The organism is Psychrobacter piscatorii (assembly GCF_904846415.1).
Lineage (GTDB): Bacteria > Pseudomonadota > Gammaproteobacteria > Pseudomonadales > Moraxellaceae > Psychrobacter > Psychrobacter piscatorii.
Map to the genome: position 1 here is coordinate 21,442 of NZ_CAJHAR010000032.1, position 19,553 is coordinate 40,994.

General features: G+C 43.0%; 13 protein-coding genes. 4 read left to right on the top strand and 9 right to left on the bottom strand.

The genetic code is table 11. The features are described from left to right. Positions 1 to 210 precede the first annotated feature (210 nt). Together JMX83_RS12585 and JMX83_RS15390 are read right to left on the bottom strand one after the other, a co-directional pair. On the bottom strand, positions 211 to 1,938 hold the full coding sequence (locus JMX83_RS12585; protein WP_201602356.1) for an AMP-binding protein: 1,728 nt from the start codon (positions 1,936 to 1,938) through the stop codon (positions 211 to 213). 337 nt (positions 1,939 to 2,275) lie between these two features. Continuing rightward, positions 2,276 to 2,398 carry a hypothetical protein gene (locus JMX83_RS15390; RefSeq protein ID WP_265089550.1) on the bottom strand — a complete coding sequence of 41 codons (123 nt, stop codon included), beginning with the start codon at positions 2,396 to 2,398 and terminating at the stop codon, positions 2,276 to 2,278. Between the two features lie 320 nt (positions 2,399 to 2,718). Between JMX83_RS15390 and parC the strand changes: the two genes are divergently transcribed. Together parC and JMX83_RS12595 are read left to right on the top strand one after the other, a co-directional pair. Continuing rightward, positions 2,719 to 5,025, top strand: a complete 2,307-nt coding sequence (parC, locus tag JMX83_RS12590; protein ID WP_201602359.1) for a DNA topoisomerase IV subunit A — start codon at positions 2,719 to 2,721, stop codon at positions 5,023 to 5,025. Between the two features lie 3 nt (positions 5,026 to 5,028). Next, complete coding sequence (locus JMX83_RS12595; protein ID WP_201602361.1) at positions 5,029 to 5,460, top strand: hypothetical protein; 432 nt, start codon at positions 5,029 to 5,031, stop codon at positions 5,458 to 5,460. A 192-nt stretch (positions 5,461 to 5,652) separates the two neighbouring features. On the opposite strand, the gene JMX83_RS12600 is transcribed toward JMX83_RS12595, so the two are convergent. The 4 genes from JMX83_RS12600 to JMX83_RS12615 form a co-directional block, all read right to left on the bottom strand. Further along, positions 5,653 to 6,132 carry a BLUF domain-containing protein gene (locus JMX83_RS12600; RefSeq protein WP_201602363.1) on the bottom strand — a complete coding sequence of 160 codons (480 nt, stop codon included), beginning with the start codon at positions 6,130 to 6,132 and terminating at the stop codon, positions 5,653 to 5,655. Between the two features lie 166 nt (positions 6,133 to 6,298). Continuing rightward, on the bottom strand, positions 6,299 to 6,790 hold the full coding sequence (locus JMX83_RS12605; protein ID WP_201602365.1) for a BLUF domain-containing protein: 492 nt from the start codon (positions 6,788 to 6,790) through the stop codon (positions 6,299 to 6,301). 279 nt (positions 6,791 to 7,069) lie between these two features. Then, a complete protein-coding gene (locus JMX83_RS12610) occupies positions 7,070 to 7,330 on the bottom strand; it encodes a hypothetical protein (RefSeq protein ID WP_201602367.1) in 261 nt (86 codons plus the stop codon). Positions 7,331 to 7,582: 252 nt separating this feature from the next. Then, positions 7,583 to 8,176: a hemerythrin domain-containing protein gene (locus tag JMX83_RS12615; RefSeq protein ID WP_201602369.1), complete on the bottom strand. Its 594-nt coding sequence runs from the start codon at positions 8,174 to 8,176 to the stop codon at positions 7,583 to 7,585. A gap of 393 nt (positions 8,177 to 8,569) precedes the next feature. Here JMX83_RS12615 and JMX83_RS12620 point away from each other — a divergent pair, with 393 nt between their 5' ends. Beyond that, positions 8,570 to 9,409, top strand: a complete 840-nt coding sequence (locus tag JMX83_RS12620; RefSeq protein WP_227675858.1) for an HAD family hydrolase — start codon at positions 8,570 to 8,572, stop codon at positions 9,407 to 9,409. Positions 9,410 to 9,892: 483 nt separating this feature from the next. After that, on the top strand, positions 9,893 to 11,020 hold the full coding sequence (locus tag JMX83_RS12625; protein WP_201602371.1) for an ABC transporter substrate-binding protein: 1,128 nt from the start codon (positions 9,893 to 9,895) through the stop codon (positions 11,018 to 11,020). An 84-nt stretch (positions 11,021 to 11,104) separates the two neighbouring features. Here the strand turns inward: JMX83_RS12625 and JMX83_RS12630 are convergent, their stop codons facing one another. From JMX83_RS12630 to gltB, 3 genes are all read right to left on the bottom strand, one after another. After that, on the bottom strand, positions 11,105 to 12,316 hold the full coding sequence (locus tag JMX83_RS12630) for an FUSC family protein (RefSeq protein WP_201602374.1): 1,212 nt from the start codon (positions 12,314 to 12,316) through the stop codon (positions 11,105 to 11,107). A gap of 187 nt (positions 12,317 to 12,503) precedes the next feature. Further along, positions 12,504 to 13,925, bottom strand: coding sequence for a glutamate synthase subunit beta (locus JMX83_RS12635; protein ID WP_201602377.1), 1,422 nt, complete (start codon positions 13,923 to 13,925; stop codon positions 12,504 to 12,506). Between the two features lie 219 nt (positions 13,926 to 14,144). Beyond that, positions 14,145 to 18,608: a glutamate synthase large subunit gene (gene gltB / locus JMX83_RS12640; protein ID WP_201602380.1), complete on the bottom strand. Its 4,464-nt coding sequence runs from the start codon at positions 18,606 to 18,608 to the stop codon at positions 14,145 to 14,147. Positions 18,609 to 19,553 lie beyond the last annotated feature (945 nt).

Sequence of the window (19,553 nt, forward strand, 5' to 3'; positions counted from 1 at the left end):
CTAAAAATTCTCTATCTATACTCCTTATGCCCCACTATTCACAACAAGCACAAAGACAAAAAATGATAAGGCAGCACGAGGCAACCTTATCATTTTGGTTATAACAATAACTAAATCTATTTACTCAGCATATTACAAGTACCAATCAATCATAGAGGTATTTATAAATAGCCAGTGATAAAACCCTATCTAAAGATAAGCCTTCGTAGATTAACCGTGGTTTTTTTCTTCGAGCGCTCGTAGGTCTTTACGTAAGATTTTACCGACGTTAGATTTTGGTAGCTCGTCAATAAACTCAACGTGGCGAGGACGTTTGTAGCCAGTTAAATTTTCTTTACCGTAAGCAATGACTTCATCAGCAGTCAGACTGGCGTCACTACGTACCACGTAAATCTTCGGTACTTCACCGCTCTTCTCATCATCAATACCGATCACACCACATTCCAAAATCTTTGGATGTGTCGACATGGCGTCTTCTACTTCGTTTGGATAGACGTTAAAGCCAGATACCAAGATCATGTCTTTTTTGCGATCGACAATCTTAAAGTAACCGTCTTCATCCATCACGCCAATATCGCCAGTACGGAAGTAACCATCCGAAGTCATGACTTCAGCGGTCGCATCTTCACGCTTCCAGTAGCCTTTCATCACCTGCGGGCCACGGATACTAATCTCACCACGCTCACCCAAGGCCACTTCATTGCCTTCTTCATCCAAGATAGCCATATCAGTGGCAGGCATTGGCAGACCGATGTTTCCTGAAAACTCGCCCGTACCATGTGGGTTCGCTGAGGCAACCGGCGAGGTCTCTGACAGACCATAACCCTGAACGATGATATTGCCTGTTACTTGTTCCCATTTGGTCGCTGTGTCTTTGAGTACTGCCATACCGCCGCCCATAGACATCTCAAGCTTGCTATGATCTAGCGATTGGAACTCTTCGTTATTGGCAAGCGCGGTAAACAAGGTATTTACTGCTGGGAAAAACGCAGGTGGGTAGTCTTTATATGCTTTGATAAGGCTTGGTAGGTCACGTGGGTTTGGTACTAGCAGACCGATACAACCACGGTATAGGCCAAACATACCGCAGACCGTAAACGAGAAAATATGATATAGCGGCAGAGCCGTCATAATCACTGGCTGCTCATTACTCTTCTCAAACTTATCAAAAGCATCGCCTAGATAGGTATCGCTTTGGATCAAGTTAGCCACCAAGTTACCATGCGTTAGCATAGCGCCTTTGGCTACCCCTGTCGTACCGCCCGTGTACTGAAGTACAGCGACATCATCGAGGCTGATGTTGTTAGGACGTTTATAGCTTTTAGCAGAAAAGCGGTTCATTGCTTTTTTGAACTTAACACTGCCTTTGATATGATAATCAGGCACCATTTTTTTGACGTGACGTACCACGGCATTGACGATAAAACCCTTGAGCGGACTCATCATGTCACCCATTGAGGCAACTACGACATGATCGACGAGGTCTTGACCAATATCTTCATAAGTTTTGGCAAAGTTCTCAAGTAAAATCAAAACTTTGGTATCTGAATCTTTTAACTGGTGTGACAGCTCTTTGGTGGTATAAAGTGGGTTGACGTTGACCAATGTCATGCCAGCACGTAGCACCCCTAGCACCGCAACTGGTAGCTGTAAAATATTAGGCATCATCACTGCCACTTTATCGCCTTTTTGTAGTCCTAATGACTGAAGGTAAGCGGCAACTTGTTTACTATAGATATCCAACTCTTCGAAAGATAGCTTAACATCCATACAGACAAACGCCGTTTTGCCTGCATGATTGATAAAGTTTTGCTCAATGATATCAATCAATGAGGTGTTGGCTGGTGGCATATCGATATCATACTGAATGCCAAGTTTTTCGTATGTTTTAAGCCATACTTTGTCGTTGCGACGAATAAGGTTACCTTGATTTTCCATAATCTTTTCTCTCCTAGTAATAATACATTACCGTTAACTCATACAAATCACAGTGTGATAAACAGACGAAAAATCAGAGCGCAGTCTCACCATTGTGATGGTAAGTAAGGCTGCGATATAGTCGTAAGGTGATGAGCAAACAATGCAGTGGTAAATAGCCCTTTGTTCATTAACATACACACTTTATATAGACTACTCAATACAAAAGATTGTTACACGAGTTCTCAAACTGGCTTGACGACTGATATTTTCATTAATATCAATTATTTATATTAACAAAAACTGGCCGTGTCACGGAATTTTACCCACGGTATCTCTTTTATTTTAGTCACAACATTTACATAATAAAACTGCCTTCGCGCGTGTTCTCAAGGGCATCGACTGGCTTAGTGAGCAGCATAAAGTTACGGCAAGCTATATCTTTGTCACTGCTTGGTTTAGCTGCGCTGGTTCTTGTCACCAATTCGGCACCGTCACTCTGAGATATTCATTAAAAATAAAAAACAAATGTTAGGTTTACTATACTTAATTTCATCTATAAAAGCCACGTACGAGGACATAGTAAGTAAAGTCTATAAAAGCCAGCATAAGCACGTCATGAGCTGTCGTATATTCTGATACATGTCTTTTTAATTGGATCAATATCCTTTACGATAGCACTATCTTATTTTTACGTGAATATCGCGCCGAACCTAAATGAACATACGGTGCGATTCACATTCATACTATGCCTGACTATATAAACCATACTAATTAAAACTCATAAGCGAAGTCTATTTTATGTCTGATGTTATTGATCCTACTATTGCCCCAATCATTCCTAATGAGCCGATGGATACTCGCTCAGTGGCAGAGTTCACTGAGCAGGCCTATCTCAATTATGCCATGTACGTCATCATGGATCGGGCATTGCCAAATATCGCTGATGGCCTCAAACCTGTTCAGCGCCGTATCGTCTACGCCATGAGCGAGCTTGGGCTAAAATCCTCTGCTAAGGCGAAAAAATCTGCGCGTACGGTCGGTGATGTACTCGGTAAATACCACCCACATGGTGACAGCGCGTGTTATGAAGCTATGGTGCTGATGGCACAGCCGTTCAGCTATCGCTATCCACTCATCACGGGTCAAGGTAACTGGGGTAGCCCTGATGATCCTAAGTCCTTTGCGGCCATGCGTTATACCGAAGCCAAAATGTCTGCTTATGCCAATACATTGCTCGCAGAACTAGGACAAGGTACAGTGGATTGGCAAGACAACTTTGACGGTACGATGCAGGAGCCAACCACTCTACCCGCCCGCTTGCCCAATATTTTATTGAACGGTACCACAGGTATCGCGGTTGGCATGGCAACCGATATCCCACCACATAATCTTAACGAAGTGGTACGCGCGGCCATTCGCTTGCTCAAGAACCCAGAGCTGTCAGTGAAGCAGCTCACTCAGTCGATACCAGCACCTGACCTGCCAACACCAGCTGAAATCATCACTAGCAAAAAAGACTTACAAGCGATGTATGAGACGGGACGTGGTAGTTACAAAATGCGCGCGACTTTTCATATCGACCCCAAAGAGAAGAATTTAGTCATTATCGACGCGCTGCCCTATCAAGTCTCAGGCAACAAAATCCAAGAGCAAATCGCCAAGCTCATGACGGACAAAAAACTGCCTTGGATTACCGATATTCATGATGAGTCAGATCATGAGAACGCTTGTCGTATCGTATTAGAATTGCGATCAACGCGCGTCGATGTCGATCGGGTTATGAGTCATCTGTTTGCTAGTACTGATCTTGAGAGCAACTATCGCGTCAATATGAATATGATTGGCCTAAATGGTAAGCCGCAGGTCAAAAACCTAAAAGAAATCTTAGAGGAATGGCTCATTTGTCGCCGCTCAGTCGTCACGCGTCGTCTGCAATATCGCCTTGATAAAATTAATAAGCGCTTGCACATCCTTGCAGGCTTATTGATTGCGTATCTCAATATCGATGAAGTGATACGCATCATTCGTGAAGAAGACGATCCAAAAGCAACATTGATGCAGGATTATGACCTGACTGACATTCAGGCCAATGCTATCTTGGATATTCGTCTGCGTCAGTTGGCAAAGTTAGAGGAAATTGAGCTACGCCGCGAGCAGGACGAACTGGCTGCCGAACGCGCCATTATTCAAGAATACTTGGACAATCCAGATAGTCTGACCAACTTGATGATTGAAGAGCTCACTGCCGATATGAAAGAGCACGGCAACGAGCGCGTATCACCATTGGCAGAACGCGAAGAAGCACAAGCATTAAAAGAATCTGATCTGGTGCCGAGTGAGCCAGTCACCGCTATCCTGTCCAAAGCAGGCTGGATTCGCGCGGCCAAAGGTCATGACGTCGATGCCGCTGGTATGAGTTATCGCTCAGGCGACAGTTATCAGGCGCACGTGCGCGGTAAATCTAATGAAAAAATCTATGTACTCGACAGTACGGGACGTAGCTATAGTATCGATGCGCACAATCTCGCCTCCGCGCGTGGTCAAGGCGATCCACTGACCAGTGTGTTGAAACCGTCAGCCGGTGCGAGCTTTGAGCAGTTATTAACGGGTGACAACAATCAGCGCATCATCCTCGCTAGCTCCGCCGGTTATGGTTTTATCAATACACTAGGTAATCTTGATAGCAACCAAAAAGCAGGGAAAAATATCATTAACCTGGCAGCTGATGGTCGTCTACTTCCTGTTGCGCGCATTGATGCTCCAATAGATACGACTGTCAATGCCGACGGTGAAACGACTAATACAAATGTAGCGCCTGACCATGTCGCTGTGGTGACCAATGCGGGATATTTATTGATATTTTCCCTTGATGATTTGCCTGAACAGGCTCGCGGTAAAGGTAACAAACTGATCAAATTAAAAGACGATGAAGAAGTGCTCGCCATCACGCCACTTAGTCAGCAAAACAGCCTCGTCATTACTGCTGGCAAACGTCATGTGACGCTAAAACCGAATGATCTGGCAAACTATACGGGCAGTCGTGGTAATCGCGGTGGGCAGTTGCCACGAGGCTTTCAGAATGTAACGAGTGTTGAGGTTGGGTGAGTAATGAAAAAATCAACCTCATTATTGTTTGTATTGATCCTTTCACAATCAAGCTTTGCTGAATGGCAACTAGTAAATGAAAATGATCCAACTGATCCTGTTGAAATCTATGTTGATTTTCATGAGGCTAAGAATTTAAGTGATTCGCAATACCAAGTACCTATGAAGACCAGTACTTGGCCTCAGAGTCATTTCTCTAATTATTCAATTGCACTTTATGAACCTTATATAACTGCTTCTTATATTATTGAGTGTACAGAACAAACGGTCACTACTCACTCTCAACGACTTTTCGCAAAGACTGAACCTTCAGGATCTTTCGCTGACATATTCGATACGTTTGAGTTGGAAACAAATGATAAATCTACTCGCCCTCTTGAATTTACTGATGCAGTAGATAAGCGTTTATATAAGCGACTTTGTCAAAGTGATTAAGAAGCACAATTGATTGACCTAGAGTGCGTTCTACCTACTATCAGGTGAGTAACTCCTGAAATAATAATTGAAAGTATCATATTCTTTCTTATCAATAAGCAAGAAAGTTTATTTCACACACCAATGTATAAAAAAGCCGCCTACACAAATGTATAGGCGGCTTTTTTACGCTAATCAAAATAGAGAACTTACTTAAAACTTATTAAATTCAGTATCTTCAAAGATCGTTTTTAGGAAGCTTGTAATCTGAGTACTTTTCATGAGGTAAGGATTGAAGTCAGCACCTGCTGAGAAGCTCTTTAAGGTATATTCCTCATCTTCAGTGCTTGATGTTAAATATTTGATCAAAAACCCATTCCATCTTCGCACCTCTATCTCCTCAACTCCAATGATATGAGGCAATAAATGAGGATAGTCATTAATCAATATTGCTAAGACTTCATTGATAATAGGCCTTGAGCCTTCAATATTTTGAATTAAGTAATTATCATTAATAACAAGTGCAGAGGTTATATCACTTTTCTCATTGTTTCTGCGCCATCGCTCAAGAACTCTAGTTAACTCTATTCCGTTATTTTCTTCGCTATTTCTTCCGATATAAGTGAGACTGAGAAGAATATGCTCGCCATTTCTATTATTATTTTTTGAAGTATGGCTCGTCGTTATATGCATAAGCAACCTTATTTGCAAAACATTTTTCTAAACTAAAACAAATTTTAAACTCAAGTTATTCATCTCCAAATCTTGCTGATCGATCAGAATTACAATAACAGCTCACTCACATCAATTAAGTGCTTGCTCTATTGCCTAACAAACCCTTAATTACAGAAAATCAAAGTCAAATAACATCATGAATTCGTGGTTTTTTCTCATCAAAAATTGCTTTCAGAAAATTTTCAATCTGCGCACTTGTCATTAGATATGGATTATAGTCAGAACCTGCTGAGAAGCTCTTTAAAGTATATTCCTCATCTTCAGCGCTTGAGGTGAGATGTTTGATTAAAAAACCACTCCATTGGCGCGATTCTATTTCCTCTATATTAACGATATTTGGAAAGATGGTTGAATGCTCGTCAAATATCTTTGCCAAGGCAGTATTGATAGCAGGCCTTGTCCCTTGAAAACTTTGAACAAAATAACCTTCACTAATAACTAAAGCTGAAACGATATCGTTTTCTTCAAAATATCTGCGCCAATGCTCAAGTGCGCGAGTCAGCTCGATTCCTGAATTTAGCTCGACATTTTTGGCGATATATGTCATGTGAATAAGAATATGCTCACCATTTCTTTTTTTATGTTCAGGAGTATGGCTTATCGTTGTAATGTTCATAAAGAACCCTATTTACAAAATACTTGTCTAAATTAAGATACACTTTATTATAAAATATAATCAATGAAATTGTTACGTTTTGACCGAATTTTTACCATCTATTATTATTTTTTTAAATTATGACATGACCTTTTTGATGAGATAGGACATCAATATTTACTGCCGCGAATTTTACTACAAATGTTGGTAAAAACTGTGTGATTGTATTATTCTAATAGCTTAAAAGCCTAATCTATATTTGACTATAATTACTATTGTTTAATCCCAAAATAACAATAACTAAGCTTTCCTTGATCGAAAATCTCGAGTTTTCGATGTTTTGAATAAAATAATAACCATTAATGACAAGCGCTTGAGTGACATCGCTTTTTTAGTATTTTTTCGTGCCGCTTCAAAGGCACGAGTCAGCTTTATGCCATTATCTTTCTCACGATTATTATCGATATATGTAAGGCTAACCAGAATATCTGCACCGTCTTTATCTCCCTCCTCTAAAACTTCGGTACCAGATTCTAAGATGTCATCAATAACGTTGTGCATAAAGAATTTCAATGATCAAAAGCCGCTTTAAATTAAGATACCCTTTAATCTAAAGTACAATCAACAACATTTTGTATTTTTTAGTAGGTTTTTACCCGTTATCATTATTTTCTAGAGAGATAACATTGCAGTTTCAATAAGATAGCGTACTCCGCTCCTATCGCCACATCGTAGTACTATAGATTTCGATACATTCAGTGCGGTAGTCCTATCTAATAAAAAAATAAAGCTGAACTATTTTTCCTTATAGCACTAATTCAGTCCCAAAATAGGAATCACCAAGTCTTCTTCATCAGTGAGGTGTTGCGACAGTAGCTCACTGGCATCAATTAGGCGCTGATGCAATTGCTCACCCAGTGCTTTATCTTCAGTGTTGCTTGATGCTAGCCTACTGTTTAGCACTTGCAACTCATTAAGTAGTGCATCCAAATGTACGTGGTCACGATCTAATATCTCAAAACCTGCTTTTAGTTGAGGATACATGCGAATGAACTGTGGAAAGTAGCCTGTATCTTCAATACTATGGTGCTGATGTAACTTAAAAATATATTGATTAATCCGTGGTGAGATTTGTGAGCGGTATTCTGACCATTCAATATCACCGGCATGATAGGCGTCACTGATTTGGGTGAGAACGTGTTGACGTTTACGTATATCAGCGTGAATACTTAACCAAAACGATGTCTTATAAATATAGTCTGCACTGAGCCACTGATTGGGCGGTAGCTTCTCGTATAAAAATAGCCAATCAGCCTCTAACCGACTGTCAGAATGGCGTGGAGTCGGAGCAAGCAGCCCCTCGTCTGATACATCTTTAGCGTTTGAGTTTTGAGCGGAAGCAGTCATAATATTGTCCCCATAAATTATTTTGCTTATTCAGTTTTCTCTATAAATGCTTAAGTCGTTATAAATAAACCCTCTTTCAAGAACTTAGCTCAGAAAACAAAATAATAATTCACTAGATAAAATTCATTAGATAAACTAAAAAATATTCAACGCAAGTGTAGTCTATATATAGTGTAAACATAAAATATCAACAGTATCTTCGGTAATACGTTAGCAATTTTATGAATCATCAAAGTTAATAGCGTAAGACCCATGCGTTACACAACCTAGTCAAAACTCTCATCGTTTTTGGCTGATGAGCCTGTAGGATAAAACAAATAATAAAGTCGCTCAGGTATTAGTAATCAGCTACTATTAGCTTTAATAGCAGCGCTTAAAATGTAAAGGACAAACATGTTTATCGAAGATAAAATTGCTCAAGAAAGTATGAATACCAAAGTTTCTACACCTAAAATCATCTTTTTCGATATCGATGATACCTTGAGCCGCAGCGGCGTCATTGCCGAACATAATAAAGCAACCCTTGAGCAACTGGCAGACACTGATATCAAGTTGGTGATTTCAACTGGGCGCTCCAAGGCCATATTGCCTGAGGATATTTTAGCATTGCTTGATGCAGATATATTGGATGCCATTATTTGTATGAATGGACAGTATAGCTTTGATAAAAATGGCCGAATCAGCCACTATCCATTGTCTGGTGAGCAAACAGATAAAATCGTGCGTCTGTGCCAGCAGAGCGACTTAATTCACAAGTTTGACTCCGCCACTCATATCGCTTGGTCAGGTGAAAATGATCGTTTGCGTGAATTCAATGCTGTCACACCCAACTCTATTCTTGACTCTGAGTATTACAAGTCAAATACCGTCTATCAGTGCTCAGTATTTTTTAATAATCAACAAGAAAAAATGCAAGATATCGACTTTGCGCAGTATGATTTAAAACTGGTGCATTGGCATCAAATCGGTGCAGATATATTGCCAATAGAAGCATCAAAAGCGCGCGGGATCAAAGATGTCTGTGAGTACTATGGGGTAGATGTCAGCGAGTGTATGGCATTTGGCGATGGTATGAATGACTTAGAAATGTTTGATTTGGTGGGGTTTGCCGTGGCGATGGGTGATGCGCAGCCTGATCTGATAGCGCGTGCTGATTTCGTCACTGGGACGATCGAAGAGTATGGCATACAGACAGTGCTTGAACCGTTCTACGCCACTTCGTCAACCAAATAAAAATCTTATTTGAGCATGTACTACGTACCTATCAATATTCTACCAAAGCATCGTTGAACTACCATCAACAGTCATTGAATCTTCGGTGATAGCGGCGCTCAGTCATCGCGCCGCATCCTTTGCTATTCTGGTATGGCTAATTATTATCTTAAGTTCTAAGGGCTTGGCGCTATTCGACGCTTGAATCTTCTCTTATACTTATACTTGTAATAGCATAGGTCTATACGGCCATTATTTGCCTCATCCTTATCAATGCTCTAGAAAACTCACCCAGCATTGACTGTCTTTAAACTAATTTTCATTACTAATTTGATTAGTATTATTAGCGACCTTTATTAGCATAACTAAGCATCGTTTTGATAATAGCCCTTTAAATTGTATAAAGTAATAACCATAATAGTTTTATTAGCGACATGAAGCATTGACTGCCTGATTATTTTTATCAACTTTTTGATTTGCATTATTTTATTTAGGAGAGATATTTTGACCCATTTATCATCGTCCCATCCAGATAACCCAGCTCGTATCGGTCGTATGGTACCAAAAGCATTATTAGCGGCAGCTATTGGCCTAGCGTTAGCTAGCTGTAGTAACTCTGACAATGCGGCAGATGGCAGCGCTGCGGCGAGCAATGAGACGCTCAATTTGTATAACTGGTCAGAATATATGCCACAAGAGATTTTGGATGGTTTTGAAGAAGAAACTGGCATCGCGGTCAATTACACGACGTTTGATTCAAACGAAGCGATGTACGCCAAGCTCAAACTGCTCGATGATTCTAGCCAGTATGATTTGGCCATTCCATCGACTTATTATGTCGAAAAGATGGCCAAAGAAGGACTGTTGCAAGAGTTAGATAAGTCTAAATTAAGTAACTTTAAAAACCTCGATACGTCATTTACCAACACCAAAGTCGACCCTGACAATAAATACTCTATACCGTACATGTGGGGTAGCACCGGTCTCGCGATCAATGGTGATAGTGTCGATCCTGCAACTGTGAATAGCTGGAACGACCTATGGGATCCTAAGTATAAAGGTCAGGTGATGCTTACCAACGATGTGCGTGAAGTGTTTGGTATGGCGTTACTGACGCTAGGCTACTCAGGCAACAGTAGCAATCCTGATGAAATCAAAGCGGCTTACGACAAGCTTACAACGTTAATGCCGAACGTCAAAACGTTTAACTCTGATGCGACACGTATGCCGTACATCGAAGGTGAGACGTCTCTTGGCATGACGTGGAATGGCGAAGCGGTCATGGCGAATGACGAAGGTCTAACGAGCCTAGCTTATAAATATCCAACTGAAGGCGCTATCTTGTGGATGGACAACTTTGTCATTCCAAAAAATGCCAAACAAGTTGATGCAGCACACAAATTTATTGATTACTTGCTACGCCCTGAAAACGCCAAAATCGTGAGTGAAGAAATTGGTTATGCCTCACCAAATCTGGCAGCACGAGAGCTAATGGATGAAAGCGTTCGCAACAACCCAACGATTTACCCATCTAAAGACGTGTTAGCAAAAGCTGAGTTCCAAGAAGATGTGGGCGATGAGGCACTACAAGTGTATCAACAATACTGGGATAAGCTAAAAACGGGTCGCTAATAGCCATGGTTTAATATTTTTAAAATAAAGTAGATATTTAAGAAAAAAAACGCTGATCCTAAATGGTCAGCGTTTTTTTATGCATTATAAATGCAAATCCGTCTCGCCGCCCTGCTCTTTCATCCGGCGCTGCTCACGGCGCTGATAACCCAGCCCAGATGCAGCAAACCAGTGTAGCTTAGAGGTTTGTAACAGATCACTCAATTGCTGCAACTGCGTTTGCAACGTCTGTGTTAACCAAAAATACCCCTGCCACTCAAATGCTAAGTGCTGCACGCTTGGATATTCTGACACAGCAATACGAGTAATCGGGCGAAATACTTCATCGCTTGGACTTCGGAGTACCGCCGCCATATGCTGCATGGCTTGCGTCAATTCGTGCTGATAATGTATCAACAACACATGGTTTTCTTCATCGATTTCGATATTCGCCAAACGCGGAGCAGCACTTAATAATAAGTCAATTGTGCCAATGATATTACGATGGGTACGCTGAATTGTCTCTAGTGTCTCTTTTTCGATTCCTGACTCACTTGCTGTCGCAGCGATATGTGGACGTACAGCCAGCAGGCGTTTATTGATCTGTTGTAGCGCTGTTACCAACTTCCTATCAACGGGTACTTCTTTAATAGGAAAGGCGATTGGGTTTGATTTTTGAATAGCATTGTCCATTACCCCATCCGCTGCATCAATATGATGACCCACGCCAGCATAGAGACTGCTACAAGCGTCAAGATTACTACTCAATAAAAACCGCCACATCAACGTTGATTTGAGTGGTAAAATCAGCGTCACTGCTACCGAAACGCCTGTACCCAGTAAAATATTTAGCGCGCGGTAGATACCATCTTGACCGATGCTGTTGTGTCCCAAATCAGAGACAATCATCAACATAGTGATACCCGTTAGCAGCCCTGTATATCCGAGCTTTCTGACGGCTAAATAGCCAATGATGCCGCTTAATAGACCGATGAGCGCGTAGTCCACCCATGGCCATGCACCTGCATTTTGAATGAACCACAGCACCCCAAGGGCCGTACCTATACCTAATAGCGTACCCAAGACACGCTCTTTGGCTTTGGTATAGATAGCGCCTTGATACTGCAATAATCCCAAGATAATAAAAACCGTAATGGTCGTCCATTCCCCATGTGGCAGATTGGTGAGTTTATTGACCAGTAGCGCCAGTATGACAGCCGTTCCTAAGCGAATGGCGTGCAAGACGTCGGCATGTTGATAGCGAACATAAGGCTCAGTAAATGGAGCAGTAACACGCTGGTAAAGGGTTGATTTCACGCAAGGCTACTCTTTTTGGTTAATAAGCGAGATAAATGGTAACGCACATAGGTTACGCACAAACATGCTAGCAGTCGAGCCTCGATTTACAAAGTATTAATCAAAAAAACGCCTTTTGTCTATTAAAAGACAAAAGACGTTCAAACTCAAACCCTGCTGATGAATAGCTAAGTTTGAATCAATCTCACTAAACCTCTAAAAAGTCTAGTATACCTTCCGCTGCTTCGCGGCCTTCCCAAATAGCCGTCACGACCAAATCAGAGCCACGCACCATATCACCACCTGCAAAAATTTTGGGATTTTGCGTTTGGAACTTAAAGGTCTGTTTTTCTGCAGCCAATACGCGACCAGAGCTGTCCATTGCCACTTGCTGCGACTCGAACCAATCAGCAGGACTTGGTCTAAAGCCAAATGCCATAATCACGGCATCACATGGGATAATCTCTTCAGAATTAGGAATCGGCTCAGGACGCTGACGTCCGCGGTTATCTGGCGCACCCAAGTGCGTCGTGACTACTTTTACTCCATTGACCTTGCCATTTAAGCCAATGATTTCAGTAGGCTGACGGTTGAATAAAAACTCAACCCCTTCCTCACGAGCATTGACTACTTCGCGGCGTGAGCCAGGCATATTTTCTTCATCACGGCGATAAGCACAGACGACTTTTTCAGCACCTTGACGAATACTGGTACGGTTACAGTCCATCGCCGTATCGCCGCCACCTAGTACGACAACTCTTTTGCCTTTAAAGTCGATATACTCTTCAGCGTCTTTTTCCCAGTCATTACAACGGTTGACGTTGGCAATCAGGTAATCTAGCGCATCATAGACGCCTGTCAACTCTTCACCAGCGAAGCCGCCGCGCATATAGGTGTATGTACCCATACCCATAAAGACCGCGTCATACTCAGCCAACAGCTCATCAATGGTAACGTCTGTACCGATCTCTGTCTCTAGACGGAATTCCATACCCATGTCTTCAAAGATCACACGGCGATTGCGCATGACATCTTTTTCCATTTTAAACTCAGGGATACCAAAGGTTAATAAGCCGCCAATTTCAGGACGCTTGTCAAAGACGACAGGCTTGACACCATTTCTGACCAAAATATCCGCACAACCTAGACCTGCTGGTCCTGCGCCAATGATAGCGACTTTTTTGTCTGTCCAAACGACTTCAGACATATCCGGACGCCAGCCAAGTGCAAACGCGGTATCGTTGATGTACTTTTCAACATTACCAATCGTCACTGCCCCAAAGCCATCGTTCAATGTACAAGCGCCTTCACACAAACGATCTTGTGGGCAAACTCGGCCGCAGACCTCAGGCAAGGTATTGGTACGGTGGCACAATTCAGCCGCTTGAAATATCTGTCCTTCGGTGGCCAGTTTTAGCCAGTTAGGGATATAGTTGTGTACTGGACATTTCCACTCGCAGTACGGGTTACCACACTCAAGACAACGATGCGCTTGCTGGGCAACAGCTTCGTTTTCGAAAGGTTTATAAATCTCAACAAACTCTGTTGAGCGCGTTGCAATGTCTTTTTTGGTTGGATCAAATCTCGGTATATCTAAAAACTGGAAATTATTTTCTAAGCGTTTTGCCATGGTGCTATCTCTTTTATATAAGGCTCTTTTGCAGTGGGTGGCGACAGTCAAGCGATGTGTTGTTTGTCTAAAATCTAAGACATATATCGCTGCTGTCACGTACCTGCTGAAAACCTGTGAGTTAAAACGTCTCTAAAAACGGAACGCTGGCTACCCTAATCAAAGTCATTGTCGATTCCTCAATACAATCCATTGATACGACCGACAATGACAAATCGGCTATTGTGGGTCGGCCATGGTAGTTTTAAGAAGACTTGCAATGTTCGCCGCTTTTGGCTTCACCAAATAGAATTTACGAACATAGTGCTCGAAGTCGTCCAGTATCGTCTGACCCCACGCACTGCCTGTTTTATCTACATGAGCTTCAATCACTTGCTGTAAGTGAATGCGATGCTCTTCTGTTTGCTCGCTTGAGATACGGTTTAGATCGATTAGCTCATGGTTGCAACGGTCAAAGAAGTCGCCTTCCATATCGAGTACATACGCAAAACCACCCGTCATACCAGCACCGAAGTTGAGTCCAGTACGGCCAAGAATCGTGACGATACCGCCAGTCATATATTCACAGCAATGGTCGCCTGTACCCTCAATGACTGCATGTGCGCCAGAGTTACGGACGCCAAAACGCTCACCTGCGGTACCGGCAGCATATAACTTACCGCCCGTTGCACCATATAGGCAAGTATTACCGATGATAGCGGTTTCTTGTGCCGTAAAGTTTGAGTCTTTAGGTGGATAAATGACAATCTCACCGCCAGCCATGCCTTTACCCACATAGTCATTGGCATCGCCTTCAAGCTCGATATTTAAGCCGCCCGCATTCCACACGCCTAAACTTTGCCCTGCAGTACCTGTCAGACGAAGCTTGATCGGCATATCACTCATGCCAAGGTTGCCCCATACTTGCGCAATCTCACCAGAGATACGAGCACCAATAGAGCGGTCACAGTTGCCAACGAAATAGCTATAATCGCCGCCTGAGCCTTGGCGAATATTCACAAGCATATCGCTAATCATTTGCTCAGCGAGCAAGCCTTTATCAAATGGCTCGTTACGCTCCACCTGACACGTTTGGGCTTTGCCCACACTGGCTGGGTGACTAAATAGCAATGGCGTTAAGTCAAGATGACGCTGCTTATCAGTGTTACCTTCTAAGATATCTAGCAAGTCAGTACGACCGACTAGCTCTTCCATACTACGAACACCTAGCGCTGCTAACCATTCACGTGTTTCAGTTGCGACAAATTTAAAGAAGTTAATCAGCATTTCTGCTTCGCCAATGAAATGCTCATCGCGTAGCTTGGCTTTTTGGGTAGCAACCCCTGTTGGACAGTTGTTCAAATGGCAGATACGTAGGTACTTACAACCAACTGCAATCATCGGCGTGGTACCAAAGCCAAAGCTTTCTGCACCAAGAATAGCGGCCTTGACGACATCCAGTCCTGTTTTCAGACCACCATCGGTCTGAACACGTACCTTATCACGTAATCCATTCACTCGTAGAGACTGATGGGTTTCAGCCAGACCTAGTTCCCATGGCGAGCCTGCATGATGGATAGACGATAGCGGAGATGCTGCTGTACCACCATCATAACCTGAGATCGTAATCAAATCGGCATAAGCTTTTGCAACACCCGTGGCGATCGTACCAACACCTGGGCGTGAAACCAATTTAACCGATACCAATGCATCTGGATTGACTTGCTTCAAATCAAAAATCAACTGCGCCAAATCTTCGATAGAATAAATATCATGATGCGGCGGCGGTGAAATCAAGGTCACGCCTGGCACCGAATAACGCAAGCGCGCAATCAACGCATTCACTTTACCACCAGGAAGCTGTCCACCTTCACCAGGCTTGGCGCCTTGAGCGACCTTAATCTGCATGACTTCTGCTGAGCGTAGATACGCAGGCGTCACCCCAAAACGACCAGAGGCCACTTGCTTGATCTTTGAGTTACGCAATGTTCCATAACGCGCAGGATCTTCACCACCCTCACCAGAGTTTGAACGACCACCGATGGTATTCATGGCCATCGCGATCGACTCGTGTGCTTCAGGAGACAGCGCGCCTAGCGACATGCCAGCTGAGTCAAAACGCGTCAAAATCTCAGAGATATCTTCAACATCATCGACATCGATACTGTTGTCAGTCTTTAGTTGCAACAAGTCACGCAAAGTCGCAACTGGGCGACTATTGACTAGATTGGCATAATTCTGATAATTCTCATAATCGCCCGTACGTACGGCCGTATGCAGGCTGTTAATCACGTCAGGGTTAAAGGCATGATACTCTTTGTTGAAGACGAATTTGAGCAAACCACCTTGATCTAGTGGCGCACGACGCTTAAACGCGTTGGCAGCCAGTTGCGCTTGGTCAGCGGCAAGATCTGCAAAGGTAGCGCCTTTAATACGGCTTTGTACACCTTTAAAACATAAGCTCACGACTTCTTCAGAGAGACCAACCGCTTCAAAAAGCTGCGCCCCGCGATACGACACAATGGTAGAGATACCCATTTTTGATAAGATTTTTAGCAAACCTTTATCCAAGCCTTTGCGGAAATTAACGCGAGCTTGGATCGGATCACCAAGCAACTCACCAGTAGCCACCAAATCATCAATCACATCATATGCCAGATACGGATACACACAAGTCGCACCAAAGCCAATCAATACCGCTATTTGATGCGAATCGCGCGCCAGACCTGTCTCAATTACCAAGTTAGCATCGGTACGGATGCCTTGCGCGATTAGATAGTGATGCACGGCTCCTGTGACCAGGATGGCATTGGCGGGTACTTTCTCTGCATCGATATCTTTATCAGACAGTACAATCAACGTGTTGCCCGAGCGGATGTTATCTGCCACTTCCTCACAAATAGCGACGATAGCATCAGATAGCTCTAGAGTACGGTCATAGTTCAGATCGATACGAGCCATCTTAAATGCTGGATCATCCAAGGTTTCAAGCTGCTGCATTTTGCTAGCTGACAGGACTGGCGATGACAAAATAATACGATGAGCATCTCTCGCAGATGGCGCAAATACATTAGTCTCAGCACCTAGGCAGGTCTGCAACGACATCACAATGGACTCACGTAATGGATCGATTGGCGGGTTGGTCACCTGTGCAAATTGCTGACGGAAAAAATCACCGACATGGCGGATTTGCTGCGATAGCACTGCCATTGGCGTGTCATCACCCATCGAGCCTACTGGCTCTTGACCGTTTTCCGCATTAGGGCGGATGATCTCTGTACGCTCTTCATTGGTGATGTGATACATTTTTTGTAAGGCTTTTAGCTTATCGCCGCGGCACGCTTGCGCTGCTAAGGTTTCCTCTAAGCGCTCATCATCACGGACACGTGTCGCTTCTTCACGCAGCCACTTTCGATAGGGGTGCGCATTTTTCAGCAACGTTGCAACAGCAGTCGTATCCATCACTTGACCTGTCAACGTATCAATAACCAGCATTTGGCCTGGGCCGACACGACCTTTTGCCAACACATCTTGTGGTGAGTAGTCCCAAACACCAACTTCTGATGCGACGGTGATATAACCGTTCTTGGTCGTCACCCAACGTGATGGGCGTAAACCGTTTCTATCAAGCATACAGACAGCATAGCGTCCATCTTGGATCACAAGCCCTGCAGGACCATCCCACGCTTCCATATGCTGTGAGTAAAACTCATAAAACGCTCGCAAATCCATATCCATGCTATCGACGTTCTGCCACGCTGGTGGAACCAAAATCGACATCGCATGGAACAAGTTCATGCCGCCAGACATTAGCACTTCAAGCATGTTATCTAAGCTTGATGAATCAGAACCTGTGCTGTTTACAAGCGGCGTCAATTCATTCAAGTTCGGCAATTTGTCTGATTTTAGCTTTGGCGTACGTGCTTTAGACCAGTTGCGGTTACCTGTAATGGTGTTCAACTCACCATTATGAGCCAGATAGCGGAACGGCTGTGCCAATGGCCATCGTGGCAAAGTATTGGTGGAGAAACGCTGATGGAAAACCACGATGTGTGACGCCAAGCGCTCGTCTTGCAGATCCAAGAAAAATGCTGGTAAGTCTGATGGCATGACCAGACCTTTATAAATAATGGTCTGGCAGCTTAATGAACATACATAAAACAACTCATCATCAACCAGACGCTGCTCTGCTTTTTTGCGTGCAACAAACAGCTTACGGTTGAAATCTTCAGCAGCCAAGTCATCTGGCGCATTGACAAATACCTGCTTAAAATCTGGTAATGTCTCACGGCCGATCTCACCCACAATACTCAAATCAAGTGGCACATCACGCCAGCCAGCGACTTCTAATCCTTGGGCGGTAATTTCATCGCTCAATACTTGCTGGCTATGCTTGGCTTTATCATCATCCAAATTGACGAACACCATACCAACGGCAAAGTTGTCTGTAATTGCGAATTGCTGCTCATTGGCGATCTGTTTAAAGAAGTCGGTAGGGGTCGCTAATAGTAGACCGCAACCATCACCAGTTCTACCATCGGCCGCCACACCACCACGGTGTGTCATGCAACTTAAACTATGAATGGCGGTTTTTACCAAATTATGGCTGGCTTCACCCTTAATATGAGCAATTAAACCAAAACCGCAATTATCAGAAAAATCATCTGGCGTGGCCAGGTGTGTTTGCGAGGAAATCATTGACATAGCTTGTCCTTTTAAGTAGACGGGCAACTTACATCTCCAATGCGGAGCATAAGCTGGTACCCGTAAGCAGAACGGGCTGATAGTGGATATTCGGATAGTTGAATTAGTAAATGGTGCGAGGCTCAATCGACATCATGCTATAAAAGCAAGTAAACCTTTGACCCTCCTGGTCATCAGATAATGTCGTGACATATGCGTCGTATATTAAAGACAGTGAATGGCAGCGCTTTGAAACAGAGTAATTTATACTCCTAAATGCCAATTGCTTAGTCAGTAATACGTTATGTCGTTCGTTTAAGCATCGTTTGTTATGTCGTTATATCTAGCAATGAGAGCTGGACATCCAACCATTTAATAACCGTGCATGTGGTTCGTCTTGAATATCTGACGCTCTGTATTCAAGCGCCTTATCCACTCTAAAAAGAGTGACAATAAGAGAGGTTGCGTCACTTACAAGCACTTTAACATAGTCAGTAAGTAGCCGCGCTTGAGACAACAAACCTTAGCAACACACCTTATAAATCGTTGATTTGTTACTAAATGCTTGTTTAATAATAGTTTTTTACGATAACTATACAGAACGTCGCCCACAGTTATATTAGTTAATGATTCACAAAAAATCTAGTCTTTTCTATCGATTCATCAGCCATAATTTGTATAAGGTCTCATTACTATTGGTTATAGGACGATTAAAAACCCATTAGAAATATAATATAAAGCGCCTACGTAGGGTTGCCTAAGGCAGTGGATGAGTTGTGTCTACCTTGAACACTTTGCCCCAAAATAGCGACAGTAGCCACTAATATATTAAAAAAACGGGTGGTGTATCAAAAAGTATGCTGGGGTAATAAAGGAAGGGTGACAGTCAAAGCAAGATGATATATTTGAGGTTATGAAGACACAAATACAGATCAATTGCCCCGACTGTCACAGTCTTAGTCTAAA